This window comes from Vibrio sp. TRT 29B02, from assembly GCF_050113655.1.
GTDB lineage: Bacteria > Pseudomonadota > Gammaproteobacteria > Enterobacterales > Vibrionaceae > Vibrio.
The window spans coordinates 97,201-122,785 of sequence record NZ_JBNJOJ010000004.1 but is presented as its reverse complement, the minus strand read 5'-3'; the positions used below and the strand labels follow the sequence as shown (position 1 = coordinate 122,785).

General features: G+C 45.4%; 17 protein-coding genes. 6 read left to right on the top strand and 11 right to left on the bottom strand.

Annotated features, from left to right (window positions below; genetic code table 11):
• Positions 1–127 precede the first annotated feature (127 nt).
• On the bottom strand, positions 128–1,234 hold the full coding sequence (zapE, locus tag ACQEXT_RS04100) for a cell division protein ZapE (RefSeq protein ID WP_426950743.1): 1,107 nt from the start codon (positions 1,232–1,234) through the stop codon (positions 128–130).
• A 152-nt stretch (positions 1,235–1,386) separates the two neighbouring features.
• On the opposite strand from zapE, the gene zapG reads away from it, so the two are divergent.
• The 3 genes from zapG (at position 1,387) to degS (ending at position 4,539) form a co-directional block, all read left to right on the top strand.
• Positions 1,387–1,848: a Z-ring associated protein ZapG gene (gene zapG / locus ACQEXT_RS04095; protein WP_138972534.1), complete on the top strand. Its 462-nt coding sequence runs from the start codon at positions 1,387–1,389 to the stop codon at positions 1,846–1,848.
• A 128-nt stretch (positions 1,849–1,976) separates the two neighbouring features.
• Positions 1,977–3,344, top strand: coding sequence for a DegQ family serine endoprotease (locus ACQEXT_RS04090; RefSeq protein WP_426950742.1), 1,368 nt, complete (start codon positions 1,977–1,979; stop codon positions 3,342–3,344).
• A gap of 130 nt (positions 3,345–3,474) precedes the next feature.
• On the top strand, positions 3,475–4,539 hold the full coding sequence (gene degS / locus ACQEXT_RS04085) for an outer membrane-stress sensor serine endopeptidase DegS (RefSeq protein WP_426950741.1): 1,065 nt from the start codon (positions 3,475–3,477) through the stop codon (positions 4,537–4,539).
• A gap of 57 nt (positions 4,540–4,596) precedes the next feature.
• On the opposite strand, the gene parC is transcribed toward degS, so the two are convergent.
• From parC to nudF, 6 genes are all read right to left on the bottom strand, one after another.
• Positions 4,597–6,879: a DNA topoisomerase IV subunit A gene (parC, locus tag ACQEXT_RS04080; RefSeq protein ID WP_426950740.1), complete on the bottom strand. Its 2,283-nt coding sequence runs from the start codon at positions 6,877–6,879 to the stop codon at positions 4,597–4,599.
• Between the two features lie 3 nt (positions 6,880–6,882).
• Positions 6,883–8,763, bottom strand: coding sequence for a DNA topoisomerase IV subunit B (parE, locus tag ACQEXT_RS04075; RefSeq protein ID WP_426950738.1), 1,881 nt, complete (start codon positions 8,761–8,763; stop codon positions 6,883–6,885).
• A 272-nt stretch (positions 8,764–9,035) separates the two neighbouring features.
• The gene (gene yqiA, locus ACQEXT_RS04070; protein ID WP_138972539.1) at positions 9,036–9,617 is read right to left on the bottom strand and encodes an esterase YqiA; all 582 of its coding nucleotides are present in this window, start codon (positions 9,615–9,617) and stop codon (positions 9,036–9,038) included.
• A 9-nt stretch (positions 9,618–9,626) separates the two neighbouring features.
• The gene (cpdA, locus tag ACQEXT_RS04065; protein ID WP_331427063.1) at positions 9,627–10,448 is read right to left on the bottom strand and encodes a 3',5'-cyclic-AMP phosphodiesterase; all 822 of its coding nucleotides are present in this window, start codon (positions 10,446–10,448) and stop codon (positions 9,627–9,629) included.
• 9 nt (positions 10,449–10,457) lie between these two features.
• Complete coding sequence (locus ACQEXT_RS04060) at positions 10,458–10,898, bottom strand: DUF1249 family protein (protein ID WP_138972541.1); 441 nt, start codon at positions 10,896–10,898, stop codon at positions 10,458–10,460.
• A complete protein-coding gene (nudF, locus tag ACQEXT_RS04055; RefSeq protein ID WP_138972542.1) occupies positions 10,886–11,515 on the bottom strand; it encodes an ADP-ribose diphosphatase in 630 nt (209 codons plus the stop codon). The genes ACQEXT_RS04060 and nudF overlap by 13 nt, the downstream gene beginning before the upstream one ends.
• Positions 11,516–11,748: 233 nt before the next feature.
• Here nudF and tolC point away from each other — a divergent pair, with 233 nt between their 5' ends.
• Positions 11,749–13,077 (top strand): outer membrane channel protein TolC, encoded by a 1,329-nt coding sequence (gene tolC / locus ACQEXT_RS04050; protein WP_426950736.1) that lies wholly within the window; start codon positions 11,749–11,751, stop codon positions 13,075–13,077.
• 68 nt (positions 13,078–13,145) lie between these two features.
• On the opposite strand, the gene ACQEXT_RS04045 is transcribed toward tolC, so the two are convergent.
• From ACQEXT_RS04045 to ACQEXT_RS04030, 4 genes are all read right to left on the bottom strand, one after another.
• A complete protein-coding gene (locus ACQEXT_RS04045) occupies positions 13,146–13,592 on the bottom strand; it encodes a hypothetical protein (RefSeq protein WP_269376574.1) in 447 nt (148 codons plus the stop codon).
• Positions 13,593–13,597: 5 nt separating this feature from the next.
• Positions 13,598–15,955, bottom strand: coding sequence for an aerobic respiration two-component sensor histidine kinase ArcB (gene arcB / locus ACQEXT_RS04040; protein ID WP_426950734.1), 2,358 nt, complete (start codon positions 15,953–15,955; stop codon positions 13,598–13,600).
• A gap of 82 nt (positions 15,956–16,037) precedes the next feature.
• Positions 16,038–17,786, bottom strand: a complete 1,749-nt coding sequence (locus ACQEXT_RS04035; RefSeq protein WP_426950733.1) for a diguanylate cyclase domain-containing protein — start codon at positions 17,784–17,786, stop codon at positions 16,038–16,040.
• Positions 17,787–17,845: 59 nt separating this feature from the next.
• A complete protein-coding gene (locus tag ACQEXT_RS04030) occupies positions 17,846–18,793 on the bottom strand; it encodes a TIGR01212 family radical SAM protein (RefSeq protein WP_331416207.1) in 948 nt (315 codons plus the stop codon).
• Between the two features lie 531 nt (positions 18,794–19,324).
• Here ACQEXT_RS04030 and gltB point away from each other — a divergent pair.
• Together gltB and ACQEXT_RS04020 are read left to right on the top strand one after the other, a co-directional pair.
• Positions 19,325–23,872, top strand: a complete 4,548-nt coding sequence (gene gltB, locus ACQEXT_RS04025) for a glutamate synthase large subunit (protein ID WP_426950731.1) — start codon at positions 19,325–19,327, stop codon at positions 23,870–23,872.
• Entirely contained in the window at positions 23,872–25,341 is a 1,470-nt protein-coding gene (locus ACQEXT_RS04020; protein ID WP_426950729.1) for a glutamate synthase subunit beta, read from the top strand. Before gltB ends, ACQEXT_RS04020 begins: the two co-directional genes overlap by 1 nt.
• Positions 25,342–25,585 lie beyond the last annotated feature (244 nt).

Genomic DNA, 25,585 nt, shown 5'->3' with positions numbered 1-25,585 from the left:
CCTTCGATAATCAAGGTCTGCAGTAACGGTGGGTCGCAGGATTATAGAGAAGTCAGTTGAAAAAATCACCTTTTTTTGGATAAAAATTTCATTTTTTTTCAAGCTCAACCCTTTAACCACAAGCTCGCTAAGCTAAATGCTCTTTCGCCAAATAATCATGGCTTTGCATTTCAATCAATCTCGACTGACAACGTTTGAACTCAAATTCAAGTAAACCACCCGCATAAAGAGCCTCCAATTCTACTTCAGCCGAGATGATAAGCTTAACGTTACGCTCGTAGAACTCATCGACTAAGGCGATAAAGCGGCGAGCTGCATCATCAATGCTCGCGTTCATCTGCTGAACATCAGCCAATAGCACGGTGTGGTAAATACGCGATAGCTCTATATAGTCATTCTGGCTACGCGCAGATTTACATAACTGAGCAAAGGTGGCGTGAAGCACACCTTCCGACGCTTGCACCACCTCAATCTGACGGTGGTTTATGTCTATGACACTCACCCCCTTTTTACCTTCACCAACCAGTTGTTCATAGTAGTGACAAAGGTTCTTACTGGCTTGCTCATCAAGGGGGGAGTGATAGATTTCTGCTTGTTCTAGCGTTCTCAAGCGATAATCAATACCACTATCTACGTTGAGTACTACGCAATTGGCCTGAATCAGTGCAATCGCAGGGAGAAATCGAGCTCTCTGTAATCCGTTTCGGTAAAGGTCTTGTGGCGGAATGTTTGATGTCGCAACCAGAATGACACCACGCTTAAACAGCGCCTGAAACAGAGTCCCCAAAATCATGGCATCGGTAATATCTGAAACAAAAAACTCATCAAAACAGATGATCTCGGTTTCTGCCTTGAATTTATCAGCAACCAACTCAAGTGGATCATTGACATCCCCAAGTGCGTTCAACTCATCATGTACGCGGTACATAAAACGGTGAAAGTGAACTCGCATTTTTTTTTCGGTTGGAAGTGCATCGAAAAAGGTATCAACTAGATAGGTTTTACCACGCCCAACCCCACCCCAGAAATAAAGACCTTTAGGCGATTCTGGAAGCTTAGGCTGTTTACTACTGAACCAAGTTTTCCACCCTGATGGTTTTTCTATCGGGGTTTCTAGGTACTCAATGAATTCATGATAGAGCTTATCTAAGGCGGTTACCGCTTGTAACTGAGCAGCATCTTTCTGAAAACCGTGTTCTTTTATATCTTTATTATAGATTTCTAGTGGCGTCATCGCTTCGATACCTAATGAAGAAGACTGTTAAACTGCTATGTAGAGCACATGCATTTTTCTTTATTGGCTTAAGCACTCATAGTACCATGTGATTTGAACATGTGTAACTAACCAGTAAAAAACATGTTAAATAACAATGATAAGGAGCAATTATGCCTTGGATTTACGCCCTTGTAGGCTTGCTTGTTGGGATGCTTTTAGGCGCTGTCATTTCACGTCTTACGACGCCCGGATATAAGAAGCAGAAGAACGTTCAGAAAGATTTGGATAAGGCCAAATTTGAATTAGAGCAACAAAAACAAGATCTTGCTGATCATTTTGCACAGTCTGCTGAAATGCTCGACTCACTAGGTAAAGAGTACACTAAGCTTTATCAACACATGGCTAAAACCTCTGCGGAGTTACTGCCTAATCTTCCTGAACAAGACAATCCGTTTATCAAGAAGATTAGTCAACAATCAGAGGTCGATTCTCACGTTTTCGATTCTGATTCTACGGTTCAACCTCTTAGCGAAGCTCCAAAAGACTACGCAGCAGGTTCAACTGGATTACTAAAAGACCAGAAAAAAGAAATTCTAGACTCACAAGACGTGGTCTCCGCTAAAGCGTCATAACCCAATCTTTCTTTTGTGATGAACTTTACATCGTTTTTTGAGTCTTAAATTCCGATAAGTGCCCCTTTAATTCTTCTTCAACGTATAAACGTTTGAATTTTTGGGGCTTAACTATATAGGAGTATCCGATGAAAAAACCTTTGCTTGCCTTAACCGTTCTCTCTCTAAGCCTAAGTTCAATCATCACGCCAATGCAAGCGACTGCTGCTTTACCGTTTACGGTTGATGGTGAACAACTGCCAAGCCTCGCTCCGATGCTTGAGAAAGTCACTCCCGCGGTAGTCAGTATCTCAGTTGAAGGCACTCAAGTGTCTCGCCAACAAATTCCTGAACAGTTTCGCTTTTTCTTCGGTCCTGATTTTCCAACTGAACAACTGCAAGAAAGGCCATTCCGTGGTTTAGGTTCTGGTGTGATTATCGATGCCAAGCAAGGTCATGTAGTGACTAACTACCACGTGATTAATGGTGCAGAAAAAATTCGCGTCAAACTTCACGATGGCAGAGAATATGACGCAGAGTTGGTCGGTGGTGACCAGATGTCTGATGTTGCCCTGTTAAAGCTCGAAAAAGCGAAAAATCTTACCGAAATCAAGATTGCAGATTCAGACAAGTTGCGAGTCGGCGATTTCACTGTTGCGATTGGTAATCCATTTGGTCTTGGTCAAACCGTGACGTCTGGTATTGTCTCTGCTCTGGGTCGCAGTGGTCTAAACATTGAGAACTTCGAAAACTTTATCCAAACCGATGCGGCGATCAATAGTGGTAACTCAGGTGGTGCTTTGGTCAACCTGAAGGGTGAGTTGATTGGTATCAACACCGCAATTCTTGGACCAAATGGTGGTAACGTTGGGATAGGTTTCGCGATTCCTTCCAATATGATGAATAACCTCACTGACCAAATCTTAGAATTTGGTGAAGTGAAGCGCGGTATGCTTGGTGTGCAAGGCGGTGAGATTACCTCTGAACTTGCAGAAGCCTTAGGCTATGAATCAAGTAAAGGTGCGTTTGTTAGCCAAGTGGTACCAGACAGTGCAGCCGATAAAGCCGGCATTGAGGCTGGCGATGTGATCGTTTCGGTAAATGACAAGGCAATTAACTCATTTAGTGAACTTCGAGCTAAAGTCGCCACCCTGGGTGCTGGTAAAAAGGTAACGCTAGGTGTCGTCAGAGATGGTAAGCAGAAGTCTTTTGATGTCACTCTTGGTGCGCAAACCAATGTTAAAACCACAGCCGACAAACTTCATGAAGGTTTGGCAGGGGCAGAGCTCACCAACACAACGGCCAGTGATAAAGTGCAGGGTGTTAAGGTGTCAACCGTCGAAAAAGGCTCCAACGCGGAAGCTTATCAGCTGCAAAAGGATGACATTATCATCGGTGTAAACCGTCAAAGAGTGAAGAACTTAGCCGAGTTTAGAAAAATAGTTGAGAAACAGTCAGGTGTTCTTGCACTCAACATTCAGCGTGGTGAACGAAGCATTTACCTTGTTATTCGTTAAATAACATTTCACTCAAAACGCGATATCGCTTTGAAAGGACAGCAGCTCAACCCGCTGTCCTTTTGTTATTTTCTCATCTAATGCTATTCTTCACCGACTAAAACACTTTATGACTATTGATGAGGAAAGCATGCTGCAATTCGTATTGCGTTCTGTAGGTTTGGGACTCGCTACCGCTGTCCTGCTATTGCTCGCGGTTCCATCCTTGCGTTCCAACCTTGTCCCTGCGACGGTACAAACCAGCAATATTGATAGCACTCAGGTACAGATTTCATTCAATCAAGCCGTCCGTAAAGCGGCTCCTGCCGTGGTCAATATCTATAGCCGTAAGTACACCGAAGAAGACCGTTCGAAATTACTCACACAAGGACTTGGATCGGGAGTCATTGTTAGTGAAAAAGGCTACATCATTACTAACTATCATGTTGTTGCTCAAGCAGACCAAATCATTGTGGCTTTACAAGACGGTCGGATAGCCGCGGCACAGCTGGTTGGTAAAGACAGACGTACAGACATTGCCGTACTTCGTGTCGAAGGCGAAAACCTACCCGTCATTCCTTTAAATCCAGACTACTCGCCAAAAGTCGGTGATGTTGTTTTAGCTATTGGAAATCCATATAACCTCGGCCAAACAACCACATTCGGCATTATTTCAGCGACAGGTCGTTCTTCAATTAGTGCCGACGGACATCAAGCCTTTATTCAAACAGATGCCGCGATCAACGAGGGTAACTCTGGGGGGGCCTTGGTCAATACTCAAGGTGAATTGGTCGGTATCAATACTGCTTCATTCCAGCAGGCAACGGAGTTGGAAACCTACGGTATCTCTTTTGCGATTCCTTTTTCACTCGCCAATAAAATAATGCAGAAAATTATTGCTGACGGTCGCGTTATTCGCGGCTATATCGGCATTGATGGGCAAGATATTAACTCGGTGACCTCTCGCCTGCTAGGTAGCGAACATCTCGGTGGCATTGTGGTTCTTGGGGTTGATCCTAACGGCCCAGCAGCGGAAGCTGGTTTTGAAGAACAAGACATCATTCTCAAGATTGACGGACAAAAAATTAATGGCCGCCAGAGCGTCATGGACATAGTCACCGAACTTCGTCCTGGTACTGTCGTTGATGTGCTGATCCTGCATAAAGGGCAAGAGAAGACACTTAAAGTGACGATAAAAGAAGATACCCGCGAATAACCTTGATGGTCATTCTAATTGGATAACAAAAAACCCATGCAATGCATGGGTTTTTTATCACTCTTGAACATCAGGCTCTATGTCGCTAGAGCCAGCGGTTTCAATTTCAATCCGCGTCACTCTTTGTAACCCACGAGGTAGTAAACCACCACGTCGTCCTCTTTCACCACGGAAGTTTTCAAGATCCGATGGGCGAAGACCGAGCTTGCGTTTACCTGCATAAAGCGTAACGGTGCTCTGTTGTGGTAGAGCAATCAAGTGAGAAACAAACTCTTCACGATCTTTGGCTTTTGCCGCCGGTATGTTGATGATCTTGTTACCTTTACCTTTGCCAAGCTGAGGAAGATCTTTGATCGGGAACAGCAGCATGCGCCCTTGGTTCGTGATGGCTAAGATCTCATCACTATCCAGATCTCCAATCGCTTTTGGTAATAGTACCTCTGAGTTTTGAGGTAAGCTCACTAATGCTTTACCACTGCGGTTCTTCGACAATAGGTCACTGCCTTTACACACAAAGCCATATCCGGCATCCGAACCAACTAACCACAGTTGATCTTCTTCACCCATCACAACGTGACGAATACTCGTCCCTGCGTTGACGTTCAAGCGTCCTGTAATTGGCTCACCTTGAGTTCGTGCAGATGGTAGCGAGTGTGACTCTAGTGAGTAGCTACGTCCATCACTGCCTAAGAATACCGCTTGCTGGTTACTCTTACCGCGCGCATGGGCAAGGTAATTATCACCAGACTTGTAGTTCAGTGTGCCCGCATCAACATCGTGACCTTTCGCGTGACGAATCCAGCCTTTTTCAGAAAGAACAACCGTGATTAGTTCACTAGGCACAAGATCTCTTTCAGTCAACGCTTTCGCTTCAGCGCGTTCAACCATAGGTGAACGACGGTCATCGCCGTATTTTTCAGCGTCAGCTTGAATCTCTTTCTTAAGTAGCGTGTTAAGACGACGCTCAGAACCTAGCAGTAACTCTAGCTTGTCACGCTCTTTTTCGAGCTCTTCTTGTTCACCACGGATCTTCATTTCTTCTAGCTTGGCTAGGTGACGAAGTTTGGTATCTAGAATCGCATCGGCTTGAATATCAGTGATGCCAAAACGTGCCATCAGCACGGCTTTTGGATCATCTTCAGTACGGATAATCTCAATCACTTCATCAAGGTTTAGATAGGCAATCAACAAACCTTCTAAGATGTGTAGTCGAGCAAGAACTTTATCTAATCGATACTGTAGACGGCGACGAACAGTTGTACGGCGGAACTCGATCCACTCAGAGAGAATCTGAACTAATCCTTTAACCTGAGGACGGTTATCAAGACCAATCATGTTTAGGTTAACACGGAAGTTCTTTTCTAGATCCGTCGATGCAAACAAGTGATTCATCAACTGTTCGCTATCCACTCGGTTGGAACGCGGTACAATAACAATTCGTGTCGGGTTTTCATGATCAGATTCATCGCGAAGATCATCAACCATCGGCAGTTTTTTCGCACGCATCTGGCCAGCGATTTGCTCTAGAAGCTTGGCACCTGACACTTGGTGAGGAAGAGAGGTAATGACAATCTCATTGCCCTCTTTGTGCCAGACCGCACGCATCTTAATGCTGCCTCGTCCAGTACGATAAATCTTATCTAGATCTGCCTTTGGAGAAATGATCTCTGCTTCAGTCGGATAGTCAGGACCTTTAACAAAGTTCATGATATCGGCAAGTTCTGACTTTGGATTGTCGATCAAATGGATCGTTGCATCCGCCACTTCACGTACGTTGTGAGGTGGAATATCCGTTGCCATACCAACCGCAATACCTGTCACGCCATTGAGTAGAATGTGAGGCAAACGCGCTGGTAACATTTGCGGCTCTTTCATTGTGCCGTCAAAGTTAGGCTGCCATTCAACCGTACCCTGCCCTAGTTCTCCTAGCAGTACCTCAGCAAACTTAGATAGTTTAGCTTCGGTATAACGCATCGCAGCGAACGATTTAGGATCATCTGGCGCACCCCAGTTACCTTGACCATCCACTAATGGGTAGCGGTAAGAGAATGGCTGAGCCATAAGAACCATAGCTTCATAACATGCTAAATCACCATGTGGGTGATATTTACCTAACACGTCACCAACGGTACGGGCTGACTTTTTGTACTTAGCAGAGGCTGAGAGACCCAGCTCTGACATTGCGTAAATGATACGTCTCTGAACCGGCTTTAAACCATCACCAATGTATGGCAAAGCACGATCCATGATTACGTACATTGAGTAATTTAGATAAGCGTCTTCAGTGAACTTGCGCATTGGCAACTGTTCAACGCCATCATATGTAATTTCTGTCGACATTCGTTAAACCTCTGCCATATCGCCGTTGCTTTGCAACCAAGAGCGACGGTCATCCGCTCGCTTCTTACCTAGCAGCATATCCATCATTTCCATCGTTGCTTCGCTATCGTCAATCGTTAACTGAACCAAACGACGAGTGTTGGGATCCATGGTCGTTTCACGTAGCTGAAGTGGGTTCATTTCACCCAGACCTTTGAATCGCTGCACGTTGATCTTGGCTTTCTTCTTCGACAAACGCTCTAAAATGCCTTCTTTCTCATCATCATCAAGCGCATAGAAAACCTCTTTACCACAGTCGATACGATAGAGTGGAGGCATCGCGACATAGATGTGCCCCGCTTCAACTAGCGAACGGAAATGGCGTGTAAACAATGCACATAGCAAAGTTGCGATATGAAGACCATCCGAGTCCGCATCGGCAAGGATACAAATTTTACCGTAGCGAAGACCGTCTAAGTTCTCGGTATCAGGATCGATACCTAATGCCACAGAGATGTCATGAACCTCCTGAGACGCTAAAACCTGATCAGGCGAGACTTCCCAAGTATTCAGGATCTTACCTCGTAGCGGCATTACCGCTTGAAACTCACGATCACGCGCCTGTTTAGCAGAACCACCTGCCGAGTCACCTTCGACAAAGAAGATTTCAGTGCGGTTTAAGTCCTGAACGGAACAGTCCGTCAACTTACCTGGCAAAGCAGGGCCTGAAGCGACTTTCTTACGCACAACCTTTTTACTCGCACGCATACGACGATGTGCGTTGGCGATACAGACTTCCGCCAGTTGCTCAGCTAACTGAGGCTTTTCATTCAACCACAGGCTAAATGAGTCTTTAACGACGCCAGAAACGAATGCCGCCGTCTGACGTGAAGAGAGTCGTTCTTTAGTTTGACCAGCAAACTGCGGATCTTGCATTTTCACCGACAACACGTAAGAACAACGATCGAAAACGTCATCCCCCGTCAGTTTCACGCCACGCGGTAACAGATTACGGAACTCGCAAAATTCACGCATTGCATCGAGCAAGCCTTGGCGTAGACCGTTAACGTGAGTACCGCCTTGTGCCGTTGGAATCAAGTTAACGTAACTTTCGGTGATCAGCTCACCACCTTCTGGTTGCCAGATCACGGCCCAGTTAGCAGCCTCTGTTTCAGCAGAAAACTCACCGGTATAAGGTTCTTCTGGTAGAACCGTGTACCCTTTGACACCTTCAGCTAGGTAGTCTTTCAGGCCATCTTCGTATAACCAACTGTAATCTTTGCCATTTACCTTATCGCTAAAGGTAATTTCTAAGCCAGGACAAAGAACCGCTTTTGCTCGTAGGTTATTGACTAGACGTGTAACAGAAAAATTTGCTGAATCGAAATACTTCGTGTCCGGCCAGAAGTGAACGCTGGTACCTTTGTTGCGACGACCACAAGTGCCAGTCACCGTTAAGTCAGATACTTTCTCGCCATGTTCAAATGCAATTTCATACACTTGCCCATCACGACGAACGGTCACTTCAACACGCTTGGACAGCGCGTTTACTACCGAGATACCAACACCGTGTAAGCCACCTGAAAATTGGTAGTTTTTATTGGAAAACTTACCACCAGCGTGCAGCTTACATAGTATCAGTTCAACCCCTGAAACTTTTTCTTCAGGGTGGATATCTACAGGCATGCCACGACCATCATCGATCACTTCAAGTGATTGGTCGGCATGTAAAATTACTTGAACCTTTGAAGCGTGTCCGGCTAGCGCTTCATCGACACTGTTGTCGATGACTTCTTGGCCCAAGTGGTTTGGGCGCGCTGTATCCGTATACATCCCTGGTCGGCGACGTACTGGCTCCAAACCATTAAGAACCTCAATGGCCCCAGCATTATATTGTTCAGTCATAATACGGAATTTCGTCTTAGGTAATAAAAGGTTTACTTGGCAGGCGATTTAAATGTGTCGGCTTAAATGGCAACCTTGTCGGGTATCCACAAGGTTAACGACGAAAATCCAAACACTTCAAATCCACACAAGTACTGGTGAGACATAGTCTGGAACAGACCCAATTATGTCAAGAGAGATAAGTAAGTAACAAGTAAAATTATGACTCTTCCCTCAATGAATATGTCATTGAGAGCGAAAGACGTTAGGTTCATCAACACTAAGCAGGCAGATTAAAGCGCCAAGAATTCGATGATCTTAGCCGGATAACGCTCGAAGTTGACGAAGCTGTGATCACCACCTTGCTCGACAGTCTGCTTAGCTCCACAAAAATGTTGCACTGCTTGACGATAATCGAGAACTTCATCCTCGGTTTGCTGTAGCAACCAAAAGTCCGACGGCGTGTTAATAACCGGAGTGTCGAGTTGCTTGAGTTCAACAATATGGTGATGCTCTAAAACATAACGCTCTTGAGTGTACGGGTTTTCTTGCTCACCAAGAAAATCCGCAAGCAGCTCATAAGGCTTGACCGCAGGGTTAACCACTACCGCTTTAAAGGCAAACTGCGCATTGAGCCACATCGAAAAATAACCACCAAGCGAACTTCCGACCAAGCCAATCTGATAATCATCTTTGTATTGATTGACAATATCCAACAGATGCTGTGCAGCTTGCTCAGGAAAACAAGGTAAACGCGGTATCACTACCTTAATATCTGGACGATACTGTTCACAGTACTCTCGCATTAGATTTGCTTTGAGTGACAATGGTGAACTATTAAAACCGTGAATATAAAGTAGTAAAGACGGTTTCATTTCCTTTCCTCAATAGCCAGCAGAAGTGAAATCAGGCTGGAAACTGCCAGCTGGTAAGCGTTTTACTTCTGTCGACACACTGCCATCGGCATGTAACTCTAGTTCACGCCAGCCTGGGGAAAGCGTATCCAACGCAAAGTCATCGCTATTAGGTTTAAACTGAACACAAGTCGATGGCGTGGCCATCACTCTCGCACCTTTATACACAACGTTCATATCTTGATGCACATGCCCACATAACACCGCTTTAACGCTGCTGTGTTTGTCTACCACTTGCCAAAAATCTTCAGCATCTTTCAGTGCATGCTGATCTAACCAACGGCTACCAACCAACAGGGGATGATGGTGCATTAAAACAAGCGTATAACGCTCTGGATATTCGGTGAGCTTTTCATCAAGCAGTGTCAGTTGTTGATCGCTCAAGCGACCATGAGGTACACCGACAACCTGAGAATCAAGCAATATCATTTGCCACTTTTCACCGAGCAAGACATGTTCAACCTGTTGAATCTGAGGTGAAGGTAAGACCGAACCCATGGCCGGTTTAAAGTCATGATTGCCCGGTAACCAGAAACATGTTTTCTCAAGTGGTGCAATGCCTTGCTCGAATCTTTGATAGGAGCCAGCAGAGTGATCCTGAGAGATATCACCCGTTGAGAGAATCGCATCGAACGATCGCTTCTCCTGCACAATAGCGGCAATAACTGCACTAAAACTATCGAGAGTTTTAACACTGAGCAGACTACCATCCGCTGGCTCAAATAAATGAGTATCAGTAATCTGGAGTAGCTTTATACTGCCGCTATCTAAGGAACTTGACGTTACTTTCAAAACTAAAACCTAAATATTCAATGGAGTGCGACTGATACCCTGTTTCAAACAAAATGACAGCCAATCACCGAGAAAACGATTGAGTTGTACCTTTTCATCTTGTTGCAGCATCTTATCATTCGGGTAGTCGTATCGCGCATTCACACGTTTAAGATGTTCACAGCTACAAACTTCTGCTACGCGAGCATCGTGGTAGAGCCTGACAGACATTGTTGGCAATGGAAATACTGGAACGTCATCACTTTGACAAATGTCGACCAAAGTTGTGTACTTTGTGACTTCGACCACTTGAATCTGATACGTCATATAAGCAGCTTGATAGCAGCGTACATCACCGACACTCGGCTGATAAGGCAGCAAAGCGTTCAGTTTTGCGTAATTTGTCTCATATGTGCGCATCAGGTCAGATAAATCAACATGATACGGTTTCTTTAGTGCTACGTGCGCCATTGTCTCTTCAAACGTTGCTGGTTAAGCTCCAACCATTGCAATGCAATAATGGAGGCACCATTTTCAAATTTCCCATCAATAACCCATTGGTAGGCTTGCTGGCGGGATACCACATGAACTCGAATATCCTCACCTTCATAGTCTAAACCATGAATCCCATTCGCTGTACTCGCATCAACTTGACCGACATACACATCAAGTTTTTCGGAACAACCGCCTGATGAAGGGTAATACGAGGTTACTTTCTCTAACTGACCTACTTCAATACCGGCTTCTTCTACTGCTTCACGTCGAACAACACTTTCAGCGTCTTCTTCACGATCTATCATGCCTGCGACGATTTCCAGCTGCCAAGGGCTGTCATGTTCAAGAGCGCCAACGCGGATCTGTTCAATCAATACCACCTCGTCTCTAATTGGATCGTAAGGTAGCATAGCCGCTGCGTGTCCACGCTCGAACATTTCGCGTTCGATAGTTTCACTCCACCCACCTTCAAACAACTTATGTTTGAAGCGGTACTTAATCATTTTAAAAAATCCCTGAAACAGTGTTTCTTTTGAGATTATTTCCACATCTTGGCGAGTAAACTGCTTATGTTGCTGGTCAGACTGTTGCATTTGGCACCTCTCTGAGTGAATCTTATAGTTTACTCAGACCTAAGCGTAACTTCCAAGGACGTGGCTCAACTTTTCATACAATTTTTGCAGTTTAATTTAAATTGATGAATTATATTTATTGCACAGCTGGATAGTTAAGTGTAAAACTTTGCAAAGTTTTCGAGTGAATTGCCATCAATTGAGTTAAACTCTTGATGACTAATATTTTTCGTTTTTTGGCAGGAATTGAACCTATGAAGAAACTGCTTCCACTAGTTATCAGTGCAGCACTAGGCAGCCTAAGTACTCACGCTTTCGCTGATACTCTGGCAGACATTTACAATCAAGCAAAAGAGAATGACCCAACGCTACTTAGTGCCGCAGCCCAGCGTGATGCTGCCTTTGAAGCCGTGACCTCTAGCCGTGCAACACTTCTACCACAAATTAATTTGACTGCTGGTTACAACCTAACACGTGGCGACACGGATTTGGACGCGGGTAGTACTATTGACAACGATAAGAATGCGCTAACAGCTGGCATCAACTTCTCGCAAGAACTTTACCAACGTTCTAGCTGGGTTGCTCTGGATGTGTCTGAAAAATCAGCACGCCAAGCAGATGCGTCTTATGCCGCAGCACAACAAGCTTTGATTCTGCGTGTTTCGACCGCGTACTTTGATGTATTGCGTGCACAAGACAACCTAGAGTTTGTTCAGGCAGAGAAAGCAGCGGTTGGCCGTCAGTTAGAGCAAACGAAGCAACGTTTTGAGGTTGGGCTTTCAGCAATCACTGACGTACATGACGCTCAAGCACAGTACGACGCAGTACTCGCTGATGAAGTATTGGCACAAAACAGCCTAGTCAACAGCTACGAAGGTCTGCGTGAAATTACCGGTCAAGAGCACTCGAATCTTGATGTTCTTGATACTAAGCGTTTCTCAGCAAGTAAGACATCTACGGCAATTGATGCACTAGTGAACGAAGCCCAAGAGAAAAACTTAAGCTTGCTATCTGCACGTATCGCGCAAGACGTAGCCAAAGACAACATTTCGCTAGCCAGTTCAGGACACCTACCATCGCTAACACTTGATGGTGGATACAACTACGGCGATATTTCAGACAGCATCAGCTCAAACGGCACAACCAATAACTTCAACATTGGCGTCAATCTGAATGTGCCACTATACACAGGTGGCAACATTAGCTCGCAAACTAAACAGGCTGAATACAGCTATGTTGCAGCAAGCCAAGATCTTGAAGCTGCTTACCGTAGTGTTGTGAAAGATGTTCGCGCATTCAACAACAACATCAGCGCATCAATTGGTGCTCTACGTGCTTACGAGCAGACCGTTGTCTCGGCACAATCAGCCCTTGAAGCAACAGAAGCGGGGTTTGATGTTGGTACACGTACCATTGTTGACGTTCTAGATTCTACTCGTCGTCTATATGATGCCAATAAGAGCCTATCTAACGCTCGTTACGATTACATTCTAAGTGTGCTTCAGCTACGTCAAGCCGTTGGTACACTGAGTGAGCAAGACATCCTCGATGTTAATGCTGGTCTCAAGACGGCGAGCAAATAACATACTAATCATTCGATAAAAAAGGCTTGCTCCCTTGGAGCAAGCCTTTTTATTTCTATCTGTCTGCGTTAGTAGACGGTATCTATCTTGACGTTTTTCTCGACTAACCAATCCACTTTGTCTTCGCGTTTGATATGCAATGCCACGTCAACTGGTTGGTCCAAATCGAGGGGAATTTGCCATACAAACACCACTTCCCACTGGTTCTGATTATGGGTGCGAAGTTCGAGTAAATCCCCGTCGATAATCCAGCTCTGATCACCTTGCTGAATAGACACGCTTTCAACATCTAGCTCCGCTGGTAACGGTTTGTCAGATTCTAAATAGAGCGCACCATGTAGAGTACTGTCTTGCACTTCGCCAATGGTGGGCATCTTATTGATCCAAAGATTACTTTTGAGTACTACAGTGGTATCGGCGAATTCCAACTGGTTGCCTTGCTCCCAGCCTACAGGTTGTGAAGTACAGCCCACCATTAACGCCACACCAAGTGAGAGTGCTGCTAACTTTTTCATTTGATTCACCTTTGTCGTTCCGAGTGGTGTTGTAACCATTCTTTCAAGATATGAATATCATTGTCATACTCATTCTTTATTTCTTCAACCCAATCGTCGATGTTTTCCCACCAAGTTGGAAAATCTGGCGACTGCGCTTTCTGCGCCACGCTCTGAATATGCTTTAATCCAATAGAGCCTGCGGCTCCTTTAATTTTGTGAGCCTCTGAAACTATACCTTCCTGATGCTTGGCGACCATGTTTGAGTCCAACACTTGCAAGTACTCTGGCATCATCTCTTCAAACATCTCAATGCTGCTAAGTACAGGCTCTGGCCCAACAATACTGACATAGGACTCAAGCATATCTAGGTCAAGTATACGAGAATAGATCTCCCCACCTTCGGCGATCACTTCGGGCTCGACGGTTTGATACTTGGTTTGCTCCACCTCTCCTTGAGTAAACTTAGCCAGAACCTCTTGCACCGCAGTCACTGAAAGAGGTTTACTGATCGCATCATCCATCCCTTTATCAAGGTACTCTTGTTTGTTCTTGAGGACATTGGCCGTCAAGGCTACCAATGGCGGCAGATCCGAGTATGTGCGTCTAAAGTATTCTGCAACATCAAACCCGGTCATGTCTGGTAGCTGGATATCTAGGAACACCAAGTCGTAAATTTCAGGATCAAACATTTCCATCGCTTCCATACCTGTCATGGCAACTGAAACTTCATGTCCCATACTCTCTAGCAGTGAACGAGCAACCGTAATATTGAGCTCAATATCCTCAACCATAAAGATATTGAGTTCTTGCGATGGTGCAGCCACTGATGATAAAGACTCTTCAACTTCTGCCAATGGCACACTGATAGTGACGGTGAAAGTACTGCCAAATCCCTCTTCACTCGAGACGGTAATATCGCCGTTCATCATATTGATTAGCTGCTTTGACACAGCAAGACCGATACCTGTTCCGACTGCATGGAGGTTGTCTTTCCCAGACTTGACCTGATAGTACATGGCAAAGATTTTTTCGAGCTCAGCATCTGGGATACCGATACCGCTATCCTCTATCTCCATCGTAATATGAGCGTGTTGGTCTTCTATCTCAGAGCTGACCGTCATCACCACCCCTCCCTCTTTGGTAAACTTCATCGCATTGCTGACGAGGTTCCAAAGTACCTGACGGAGACGAGTCGCATCGACTTCAATCGCACTAGGCAGTTCGCTCAGACGTTCCAGATCAAAGCGCAGCCCTTTCTGCGACGCCATCAATGCAGAGATGCTCTCCATCTCTGCGACAAATTCTTCAAAATTAAGTGTCGATGGATAAAGTTCGAGTTTGCGGCGGTCGAACTTGTCCATATCAATAATGTCGTTGAAGATGTTACCCAAGGTAATTGCACTGACATTAATGGTCTGCATATGGTTACGCTGCTCTTCGGTAAGCTGAGTATCAAGCAGCATTCGACTCAAACCAACGATACCGTTAAGGGGGGTGCGCAGCTCATGACTGATCGTCGATATAAATGTTGTTTTATCTCGGCTGGCTTTTTCTAGCGATTCTTCATGGCGCTTACGCTCTGTGATATCACGACCAAAGCCCACCAGACCTAAGTGACGGCCCTCTTTGCTGTAGAAAGGAACTTTACGCAATTCGAAATAGTTTTTACGTCCATCAGGATACTCAAGCCACTGCTCATAAGTTAGTGCTTGATTATCAGAGAAAACTTTCTGGTCTGTATCAACAATTTGTTGAGCGACTTCCTTGCTGTAAACATCCCAAGGTGTCAGACCGACCAGTTGACTCTCTTTCTTACCCGTCAGCTCTTCCATTGCTCGGTTACAGCCGGAGAAAACGCCCTCTGCGTTGCGGTAGTAAATAAGGTCAGGAGAAGCATCAATAAACGAACGTAGCAGTGCGGTTCTCTCCGCCAATTCGACCTGTGTTTTCTCACGCTGGTAGACCTCATTCTCAAGGTCTTTCATCGCTTCTTCACGCGCTTCTTCAGCTTTAATACGCTCTTCAATTTCTTGATTAAGCTTGGCAATGTTTTGTTGAAGCTTGTGGTTGAGTTCCTGATCTCGTGAACGCATATCTTTCAATTTCGAGACAAGCTTGGAGAGACGTTGGCGCGATTCTTCCAATTGATCGACAACCACCGATAGAAAATACACCGCCCAAGGAGTAATTAATAAGCCAAAGAAAACTGAGCGTACGATGTCGATGTCATCGACGTGCCCACTTAAAACAAGAGTAATTCCGACTTGGACAACAACAGCAAGTGCCACCAAGGCCAAAGCAAGAAGAATAGAAAAACGCAGGATGCCCAGTTTGACTAACAAATCGACATAATACTGAGCAAGATTTTTAATCGGCTTCATCGAGAACTCCGCACGGTAACAGTCGTTAAATATTACCTGTTTTCACTACCGACAGCTAAAGGAATCCTTACAACAAAAAGTGCTAATTCTCTGATGTGTGATGCACACAGGTCTGATTGCGACCGTTGGCTTTTGCTTGGTACAAAGCACTGTCAGCCAAAGCGATAATCGTTTCGCTGCTGGTCATCGGTTTAGGCACAATCGAAACAAGACCAATACTGGTCGTGATCTGGTTGGATACCTCAGATTTCTGATGCTCTAGAGCAAGTTCAGCCACACCTTCATGAATACGCTGAGCCACTAACAGTGCGCCTTCTGTGGTGGTATTTGGCAAGATGAAGCCGAACTCTTCTCCGCCATAACGAGCCACACAATCACTTGAGCGGGTAAGCACTTTCTTAAAGACTTCCCCCACTTTGATCAGTGCTTCATCACCGCGTTGATGACCATAAAAGTCGTTGTAACCTTTAAAGTAATCAATATCACACAAGATAATCGTAAGTGGCTGCTGCTCGCGGATATGGAGATACCAAAGTGTTTCAAGTTGTTCATCAAAGCGACGACGGTTTGAAATCTGAGTCAATCCATCAATAAAGCTCAGACGCTCTAACTCTTGATTGGCCTCTTCCAGTTTTTGTTCCGCTAAGTAACGCTCTGAAACATCACGAGCCATGATCAGTACGCCATTGGTTCCAGAAGCAGGGTCTCTGAATGGAGATTTCACCACGTCGTACCAAATATATGCACCGTTACTGCTGATCATGCGATCGATATAGCGCAACGACTTACCTTCATAAAGCACCTTTTTATCCGTTTCTGATAGTCGTTCGTAGCTATCATTAGGGATTACATCCTGCAGACGCTTACCAATCAAATCATCAACGTCAGCAATTCCTAACGCTTTCACAAACGGCTGATTACATGCTTGATAGACCATGTTTTCATTAAAGATACCGATAGAATCCGGGCTTGATTCGAGGATGTTTTGTAAGATCGTGTCGCGTTGTGCTAGCGCGACTTCAGTATCTCGGCGCTTCTCCATCTCGTCGCGCAAGTTTTTCTGCATATCGTGCCAATCCGTCACATCGTGGCTAATACACAGTGTGCCTAGCTTTTCTCCATCAGATGACAGCAAGATATTCTGGTAACTTTCGAGCAGGCAGCTACGGCCATCTGGAGTCACTGTCCAACGCCTTTGACTTGCCCGCCCCTTAATCACACCTTGGATATCGGCAGTTCCCTCTTCTTCGCGATTATGCCAAAAGCGCTGAAACGCTCGGTTAGTTGAGATGATCTGGCCGTCATTGTTCTTGATAAAGACCAACTCAGACAAGTTGTCGAACGCACTTTTGATCATTGAAAGTGAATTGATCTCTTTCTTTAGTTCTTGATCGGTCAAATGATGCGGAGAGAAATAGAGTAACCAAGTTGCACGGCGGCGAAACAGAGTTTTATGCCCAGAGACATCAAGTTTAATCGCTCTGGTTTGCGAAATAGGCCAGCTCAACATATGTGAAGAGAAACGCGAACCGGTAAACGACGAGGGAATAGAAAGCAGAAACTGAGGTGTCACTAAATCTGGTAACATAAAGCTCTTACCCACTTTACGCACCCCTAAAACTTGGGTCGCGGCTGGGTTAGCAAGCATTAATTCACCAGTTTTACTGTCAATTAACAGTAATGCGTTGGGCGTTGTCTCAAGTAGTTCAATCAGGTGCGCCTGATTTTTCGCATAAATAGCTATTGCTGCAAAAATAGCAAGTAGGATGACAACAAAGTCAAAACCGTGCCCGCGGGTAGAGTCCCACAACCAAACTAATACTTGCTCCATTTATAACTCTGACTCAATGAATAATCTTTATAAGGGTACAAAAGATATCAGCTTATTGCTTAATTATCAGCCTTTAATATCGGCCTTGTGTATTCAAATGGTTGATTTATCAAAGAGCCTTGCGCCCCTAACTGGTGTAGAGAACGACCGATTTGAGTCATGGCTAACCAACGGTTTTCACACCATAAAGGTGCCAATAACGTAGGTCTACGTGCTGCTGAAGAGACACGGTGATACACCACTTCGGGAGGTGTCATACGTATTAGCTCACTGGCAATCGACACGTATTCTTGGAGCTCTGGAGCTGACAACTTGCCCGCTTTCCATGCTTTCGCCATGGTGCTGCCTTCAACAATATGAAGACCATGAAGTTTAATGCCGTCCGTGCCAACCGCCAATACTTGCTTCATTGTCGCGATATTGTCTTCACGTGTTTCTCTGGGTAAGCCCACAATCAGGTGCGTACAAACTTTGATGCCAAGTGCGCGTGCACGTCGAGTAATCTCAGCATAACATTCGAAATCATGGCCTCGGTTGATGCGCTTTAGCGTCTGATTGTTTGCCGTTTGTAAACCGAGCTCCAGCCAGATTTCGTACCCTTGTTCGACGTAATTTGCCAACAGTTCTAGGACGGCATCAGGAACACAGTCAGGACGAGTCCCTACGCACAATCCCACAATGTCAGCCGCTTTCAATGCTTGCTCGTACATGTTTTTAAGAACCTGTACTTCGGCATAAGTACTTGTATAAGCCTGAAAATAGGCAAGGTAGCGCTTGGCTCGAGCAATCTCTCCAGCTCGATCGATTAACTGCTCATGGATAGTTTTTATTTGCGCGGCTTCATCAGCGAACGAAGCGACATTGCAAAATGTGCATCCACCACGGCCAATCGTGCCGTCTCGATTTGGGCAGCTGAACCCACCATGCAGTGTCAGTTTATGAACTTTTTCCCCGTACCTTCTCTGTAAGTCTTGTCCAATAGTGTTGACCAGCTCGTGAAGTTGCATTTTTACCCTTGCCTAAAACGAAATAAATATCATTAAGATCTATGTAATTTAATTACAATATTGAAAGCAATTTGGGAATAAATGTAACGTTTTCAAACGGGGTTGTTGTTATGCAAAGTCAATAAACATGCAGAAATAATGTGCCTCAAGCCAATTGTTAAGCAAAAGTTAAACATAATATCAATTTATAACGCAAAAAATCTGGGCAACAAGCACGACTTTTGATTGCATTTTGTGCTGAGTAAATTGTAGGATACTTACAGATTTTGCTGCATTTTGTGTTTTTTATTACATTAAAATTTGGCAAAACATCGGTGAACTCCTACTCCTACCTATATAAATCACTAGATTGTGATACAAAAAAACTGGATTTCACCAAGGATTGTTTTTCTCGCCATATTTTTCAGCGAGAGACGGAATGGAATCAAAGTCGCCAGCTAGGCTGACTTCGAATCATAAAAATAAAGGACAGGACGTAGAACTAGTTTCGACTAGCCCAATTGCGCCTATTTGAACTGGAAGGATGTATCCATGGTAGATAGAGAGCAAACTTCACAAGGTCTGTACACTCCTGAATTGGAGCATGACGCTTGTGGTATCGGTTTTGTTGCTCACTTAAAAAACCGTAAATCGCACGAAGTAGTTACGCAAGCTCTTGATATGCTTGCAAGGATGGAGCACCGTGGTGGTCAAGGATGTGATCCTTGCTCAGGTGATGGCGCTGGTATCTTGCTACAAAAACCACACGAATTTCTGTTAGAAGAAGCCGTTAAGCTTGGTATCAAGCTGCCTTCTTTCGAGAAATACGGCGTTGGTGTGGTGCTTTTCCCAAAAGACGAACACAAACGCGCGCAATGTCGCGATATCCTAGAACGTAATGCTAAACGTCTAGAGCTCGATGTTATCGGCTATCGTGTCTTGCCGACAGACAACTCAATGATCGGTGCTGACCCTTTAAGCACTGAACCGCAATTCGAACACGTATTCATCTCTGGTGGTCCTGGCATCACGCCTGAAGAGCTAGAGCGTAAGTTGTACGTACTGCGTAACTACACAGTTCGAGTCTGTCTAGAAAGTGTCTCTAACATTGGTGATGATTTCTACATCAACTCAATGTCATACAAAACACTTGTCTACAAAGGTCAGTTGACAACAGAGCAAGTACCACAGTACTTCCTCGATCTACAGAATCCAACGATGGTGACAGCACTTGCGCTGGTTCACTCTCGTTTCTCAACCAACACTTTCCCGAAATGGCGCTTAGCTCAACCTTTCCGTTACATCGCTCACAATGGTGAAATCAACACCGTTCGCGGTAACCTGAACTGGATGAAAGCACGCGAGGCGATCATCGAATCAGACCTGTTTACTCAAGCTGAAATCGATATGTTATTGCCTATCTGTCAGGAAGGTGCTTCCGACTCATCTAACTTCGACATGGCGCTAGAACTTCTGGTTCTTTCGGGTCGTAGCCTGCCACACGCATTGATGATGATGATTCCAGAAGCGTGGCAAGAAAACAAAAACATGGATCCAACTCGTCGTGCGTTTTACCAATACCATGCCAACGTCATGGAACCATGGGACGGCCCAGCTTCAGTCTGTTTCACAGACGGTGTTCAGGTAGGTGCAACTCTTGACCGTAACGGCCTTCGCCCTTCTCGCTACACAGTGACAAAAGATGATTTCTTAGTCATGGCGTCTGAGTCTGGTGTTGTGGATATTGCACCAGAAAACGTCGAATTCCGTGGTCGCCTACAACCGGGTCGTATCTTCGTTGCTGACCTAGAGCAAGGGCGTATTATTTCTGATGAAGAAGTAAAAGACGGCATTGCATCAGCACAGCCTTACGAGAAATGGGTAGCAGAGAATCTGCTCAGCCTGAAGAAACTGCCGGATGCGAGCAACGAATTCAGCCAACCGTCACCGGAAAAGCTTCTGCACAAGCAGCAAGCATTTGGCGTGAGCTCAGAAGAAGTGAACGAGATTATCGTTCCTATGGCTCGTGATGGTAAAGAGCCACTTTCGGCTATGGGTGCCGACTGGCCACTTGCGATCCTTTCGCACCAGTCGCAACACCTCTCAAACTACTTTAAACAGTTATTTGCTCAGGTAACTAACCCGCCTATCGACCCGATTCGTGAGCGTATGGTTATGTCTCTGAATACTTACCTAGGTAAGGATCAGAACCTTCTTGCCGAGTCACCACTGCACTGTCAAAAAGTTGAGCTTGAATCGCCAGTACTTTCAAACTCTGAGCTTGAAAAACTTCGTGCTATCGATAACGAGCACTTACAGGCTAAGACGTTAGATATCGTATTCCAAGCAAGTGAAGATGAAGGCAAGCTAGAGCGTGCACTGAAGCGTATCTGTCAATATGCAGAAGATGCCGTGATCGATGGTTACTCAATCATCTTGCTAACAGACCGCGCAGTAAACTCTAACCACGCAGCTATTCCAGCAATGCTCGCCGTTGGCGCTGTACACCATCACCTGATCCGTAAAGGTCTCCGTGCTAAGTGTGACATAGTTATCGAGACTGGTGATGCTCGTGAGACGCACCACTTTGCGACTCTGATTGGCTACGGTGCAAACGCAATCAACCCATACCTAGTTATTGAGACTATGGTTGAACTGCAACGCATCAAAAAACTGGATCCTGAAACCAACATTCGAGAACTGTTCGAGAACTACCGCAAATCGATCAACGGCGGTCTATTGAAGATCTTCTCGAAAATGGGTATTTCAACCTTGCAGTCGTACCACGGTGCACAAATATTTGAAGCTCTGGGTATCAGCAAGTCTGTTGTCGACAAGTACTTCACTGGTACGGTTTCGCGTATCCAAGGTCTTACTATTGATGACATCGCCAAAGAAGTGCTTGTACGTCATCGTATTGGCTTCCCAACACGTGAAATCCCTGTTCAAGTACTGGATGTTGGTGGTGTTTATCAGTGGAAACAGCGTGGTGAAAAACACCTGTTTAACCCTGAAACTATTTCACTGCTTCAACAATCAACTCGTAACAAAGACTATGTTCAGTTTAAGCAATATGCGAAAGCGGTTGATGATCAAGGCGATAACGCAGCAACGCTACGTAGCCAGCTCGATTTCGTTAAGAATCCAGCAGGTTCTATCCCGCTAGAAGAAGTGGAGCCGATTGAAAACATCCTTAAACGTTTTGCTACCGGTGCAATGTCATTTGGTTCGATCTCTTACGAGGCACACTCTACTCTCGCAGTCGCGATGAACCGCATTGGTGCTAAATCGAACTCAGGTGAAGGTGGTGAAGACCCTTCTCGTTTCGAGCGTAAAGAGAATGGTGATTGGGAGCGTTCAGCAATCAAACAGGTTGCTTCAGGTCGTTTCGGTGTGACGTCTTACTACCTAACTAACGCCGATGAGCTACAAATCAAGATGGCTCAAGGTGCTAAGCCGGGTGAAGGTGGTCAGCTACCAGGTGATAAGGTTGATGACTGGATTGGTGCGACTCGTCACTCCACACCAGGTGTTGGTCTAATCTCGCCACCTCCTCACCACGACATCTACTCAATTGAGGATTTGGCTCAGCTAATCTTTGATTTGAAAAACGCCAACCGTGCTGGCCGAGTTAACGTCAAGCTGGTATCAGAAGCCGGTGTAGGTACGATTGCCTCTGGTGTAGCGAAAGCGAAGGCGGATGTGGTTCTTATCGCTGGTTTTGACGGTGGTACAGGTGCATCACCAATGTCTTCGATTCGCCATACAGGTCTGCCTTGGGAACTGGGTCTAGCAGAAACACACCAGACACTGCTGAAAAACGGCCTACGTAACCGTATCGTAGTTCAGTCAGATGGTCAGATGAAAACACCTCGTGACCTAGCGGTAGCAACACTGCTTGGTGCTGAAGAATGGGGTATCGCGACAGCGGCACTGGTTGTTGAAGGTTGTATCATGATGCGTAAGTGTCATAAAAACACCTGTCCTGTTGGTATCGCAACTCAGAACAAGACCCTACGTGAACGTTTTGATGGTCGTGTTGAAGACGTCGTAACCTTCTTCCAATACATGGCAGAAGGCCTACGTGAAATCATGGCAGAGCTCGGTTTCCGCACCATCGATGAGATGGTTGGTCAATCTCACAAATTGAAAGTTCGCGAAGATATTGGTCACTGGAAATACAAGAACCTTGATCTATCTCCAGTACTGCACATTGAGCATGCGCGTGAAAACGATGGTGTCTTTAATCAGACTGAACAGAACCACAATTTAGAACAGGTTCTTGACCGCAAACTGATTCAAGCTGCAATCCCTGCGCTTGAGAAAGGCGAAGCCGTTAACGCTGAGTTCCCGATCATTAACACTGACCGTTCTGCTGGTACCATGCTATCGAATGAAATTTCGAAAGTGTACAAAGACCAAGGTTTACCAAAACCAATGAACGTTAAGTTCACCGGTTCTGCTGGCCAATCATTTGGTGCATTCCTAGCAAAAGGCGTGAAATTCGAGGTTGAAGGCGATGCGAACGACTACTGGGGTAAAGGCCTATCAGGCGGTACGCTGGTTCTTTACCCAGACTCGAAGTCAACCATCGTCGCTGAAGACAACATTGTAGTAGGTAACGTATGTTTCTACGGTGCAACTTCAGGTGAGTCATACATTCGTGGTATGGCTGGTGAACGTTTCTGTGTTCGTAACTCAGGTGCAAAAGTCGTTGTTGAAGGTATCGGTGACCACGGTTGTGAATACATGACTGGCGGTGTTGCTGTCATCCTAGGTTCAACAGGTCGTAACTTTGCAGCGGGTATGAGTGGCGGTGTCGCTTACGTTTGGGATAAGTCTGGTGACTTTGAAACTAAGCTGAACCCTGAACTTGTCGATCTAGATCCAATCGAAGCTGAAGATCGTGAACTACTAAAAGAGATGCTCACTAAGCAGGTTCAATTCACAGGAAGTGAAGTAGCGAAGTCTTTCCTCGACAACTTTGAAGCAAGCCTAGAAACCATGGTTAAGGTTATGCCGCGCGACTACAAAGCGGTACTTCAAAAGCGTAAGGCAGCCGCTGAACAAGCACAAACGGAACAAGTGGAGGCAGTATAATGGGTAAGCCTACTGGATTTTTAGAACATGGTCGTGAGCTTCCAAAGAAGCTCGACCCATCAGTTCGTATTGAAAACAACAAAGAATTCGTTCTAAACGAAGAGTTTGGCGACAAAATCAATACTCAGGCTTCTCGTTGTATGGATTGTGGTGTGCCTTTCTGTCACAACGGTTGTCCGATTGGTAACATCATCCCTGAGTTCAACGATGCGGTATACCGTGATAGCTGGGAAGAAGCATGGAACATCCTAAGTTCAACCAACAACTTCCCAGAGTTCACAGGTCGAGTATGTCCTGCCCCGTGTGAAAGTGCTTGTGTACTAGGTATCAACCAAGATCCAATCACTATCTGTAACATTGAGAAAACCATCGTCGAAACTGCGTACCGTGAAGGGTACGCAAAACCTAAAACGCCTCGTTCTCGCACTGGTAAAACGATCGCCATCATCGGTTCAGGCCCTGCAGGTCTAGCCGCAGCCGAGCAGCTCAACAGCGCAGGTCACTCTGTTACTGTATTTGAGCGTGATGAGAAAGTTGGTGGACTACTGCGTTTTGGTATCCCAGACTTCAAACTGGGTATGGATGTGATTGATCGCAAGATCAACCTGATGGCCGACGCAGGCGTTGAGTTCAAGGTCAATCAACATATCGGTGTTGACGTTAACGCTCAGCAACTACGTCAGGAGTTTGATGTTGTTCTGCTTACTGGCGGTTCAACGGTTCCTCGTGATTTGCCAGTACCAGGCCGTGAACTAAAAGGCGTTCACTTCGCGATGGAGTTCCTAGCTCAGAATAACCGCCGTGCTAACGACATGGATCTGAAAGGTGAAGAGATTCACGCTAAAGACAAGCATGTTGTCGTCATCGGTGGTGGTGATACCGGTTCTGACTGCGTGGGTACCTCAAACCGTCACAAAGCCGCGAGCGTAACTCAGGTAGAGATCATGCCGATCCCACCAGAAAAGCGCCCTGCAAATATGCCTTGGCCACAATACCCAATGATCATGAAAACAACCACTTCGCACGAAGAGGGCTGTCAACGTCATTGGAACATTTTGACCAAGGAATTTATTGGCAACGATAAAGGTGAAGTGACGGGTCTGCGTATTGCTGACATCGTGTGGCAAGATGCACAACCGGGTCAACGCCCAGAGTTTAAAGAAATTGCTAACTCAGAGCGTATCATCCCATGCGACATGGCATTCTTGGCTATGGGCTTCTTACATCCAGAGCCAAACGGTGTTTTGGCGCAGCTAGATGTTAAGCTAGATGAACGTGGTAACGTGGCGACCGACGGTTTTGCAACGAACCAAAAAGGTGTGTTTGCTGCCGGTGATATGCGTACAGGCCAATCTCTGGTTGTTCGCTGTATCAATGAAGGTCGTGAGTGTGCAATCGCTATTGATAGTTATCTAATGGGTAACTCAAATCTTGAAGCGAAAGCCGACTCACTAATGCTTTCCGCATAAAGCGAGCCACCTAGATGAAGAATTTTATTAGATTCTAGGTGGTTTAGAATAACCAATCATTCCTTCCAAACTTTTCCATTTGACCAGTACATTGTGCTGGTCTTTTTTATTTCCCTGACATTCAAATGTTGCAAACTTGTAACAATCAAAATTCTAACCAACTGAATTCTATAGATAATTACAGCGTATTCCGTGGTAAATTGTATATTAGCGTGATTTTCCACCAAGAACTTGACCTTTTTCA

Bases quoted from the DNA above. Each gene is read 5' to 3' on its own strand.
- zapE (WP_426950743.1), bottom strand. From the start codon at position 1,234: ATGACGCCACTAGAAATCTATAATAAAGATATAAAAGAACACGGTTTT.
- zapG (WP_138972534.1), top strand. From the start codon at position 1,387: ATGCCTTGGATTTACGCCCTTGTAGGCTTGCTTGTTGGGATGCTTTTA.
- ACQEXT_RS04090 (WP_426950742.1), top strand. From the start codon at position 1,977: ATGAAAAAACCTTTGCTTGCCTTAACCGTTCTCTCTCTAAGCCTAAGT.
- degS (WP_426950741.1), top strand. From the start codon at position 3,475: ATGCTGCAATTCGTATTGCGTTCTGTAGGTTTGGGACTCGCTACCGCT.
- parC (WP_426950740.1), bottom strand. From the start codon at position 6,879: ATGTCGACAGAAATTACATATGATGGCGTTGAACAGTTGCCAATGCGC.
- parE (WP_426950738.1), bottom strand. From the start codon at position 8,763: ATGACTGAACAATATAATGCTGGGGCCATTGAGGTTCTTAATGGTTTG.
- yqiA (WP_138972539.1), bottom strand. From the start codon at position 9,617: ATGAAACCGTCTTTACTACTTTATATTCACGGTTTTAATAGTTCACCA.
- ACQEXT_RS04060 (WP_138972541.1), bottom strand. From the start codon at position 10,898: ATGGCGCACGTAGCACTAAAGAAACCGTATCATGTTGATTTATCTGAC.
- nudF (WP_138972542.1), bottom strand. From the start codon at position 11,515: ATGCAACAGTCTGACCAGCAACATAAGCAGTTTACTCGCCAAGATGTG.
- tolC (WP_426950736.1), top strand. From the start codon at position 11,749: ATGAAGAAACTGCTTCCACTAGTTATCAGTGCAGCACTAGGCAGCCTA.
- ACQEXT_RS04045 (WP_269376574.1), bottom strand. From the start codon at position 13,592: ATGAAAAAGTTAGCAGCACTCTCACTTGGTGTGGCGTTAATGGTGGGC.
- arcB (WP_426950734.1), bottom strand. From the start codon at position 15,955: ATGAAGCCGATTAAAAATCTTGCTCAGTATTATGTCGATTTGTTAGTC.
- ACQEXT_RS04035 (WP_426950733.1), bottom strand. From the start codon at position 17,786: ATGGAGCAAGTATTAGTTTGGTTGTGGGACTCTACCCGCGGGCACGGT.
- ACQEXT_RS04030 (WP_331416207.1), bottom strand. From the start codon at position 18,793: ATGCAACTTCACGAGCTGGTCAACACTATTGGACAAGACTTACAGAGA.
- gltB (WP_426950731.1), top strand. From the start codon at position 19,325: ATGGTAGATAGAGAGCAAACTTCACAAGGTCTGTACACTCCTGAATTG.
- ACQEXT_RS04020 (WP_426950729.1), top strand. From the start codon at position 23,872: ATGGGTAAGCCTACTGGATTTTTAGAACATGGTCGTGAGCTTCCAAAG.